The organism is Brevibacterium metallidurans (assembly GCF_037101285.1).
In the GTDB taxonomy this organism is placed as follows: domain Bacteria; phylum Actinomycetota; class Actinomycetes; order Actinomycetales; family Brevibacteriaceae; genus Brevibacterium; species Brevibacterium metallidurans.
Window position 1 is genome coordinate 1 of the sequence record NZ_BAAAAF010000060.1, and the last position, 631, is coordinate 631.

The 631-nt window shown below is 54.0% G+C and carries 1 protein-coding gene; it reads left to right on the forward strand.

The features are described 5' to 3' along the window. The first annotated feature begins 195 nt into the window (after positions 1 to 195). Positions 196 to 507, forward strand: a complete 312-nt coding sequence (locus AACX88_RS17730) for a beta-ketoacyl synthase N-terminal-like domain-containing protein (protein WP_422614457.1) — start codon at positions 196 to 198, stop codon at positions 505 to 507. Positions 508 to 631: the final 124 nt, after the last annotated feature.

Here is a 631-nt window from a genome sequence, read left to right on the forward strand (position 1 = left end):
CATTCGCCTTAGAGTGCGATCGCCAAAAACGATGTGACCCATGCCCATCGCGGCCGAATGAGCCTGCTGTCAACGGACATCAAAGCGGCGAGCTGCGGCCTGCCTTACAAATATTTCGAAATCAGCTTGAAATCTCTCAACGCAGCCTGTCCCTTCTGGCCGTGCGTCTTGAAGGACCGTTCGAGACTGTGGCTGATGTGGTCATGGATCATCGTCTTCTTGGCGCTTTCGATCGCGCTCTCGACCGCCTGCTCTTCCAGCGCCAGAGCGATCATCAGCGGGCGGCGGCTCATTGACGCCGGGCTGGCGGATGCGGCGATTGTCGGCGGCGCGGACACCCTTAGCCGGATGCCGATCAACGGCTTCCACAGTCTGGAATCTCTTTCACCCACGCGCTGCCAGCCGTTTAGCAGCCGATTTCCCACCACTTTCAACGCTTCCATGATGGCTCCTCTCGCATTTTTATTTCCGCCAAGTGTAAAAAAATCGCCGCCCGGATGCGCCTAAAAGATGAATATAAGTGACCCAAGACACATTACATGGTCTATTTACGAACCAAATCACGCTTTTGATTCAATCTGGATCACCTGAAAGGCCATTTATATCGTTTGTCAGCCCATGCCGATTTTCT

What these genes read in the sequence shown, in the direction of transcription:
- AACX88_RS17730 (WP_422614457.1), top strand. Translation starts at nt 196, where the DNA reads ATGTGGTCATGGATCATCGTCTTCTTGGCGCTTTCGATCGCGCTCTCG.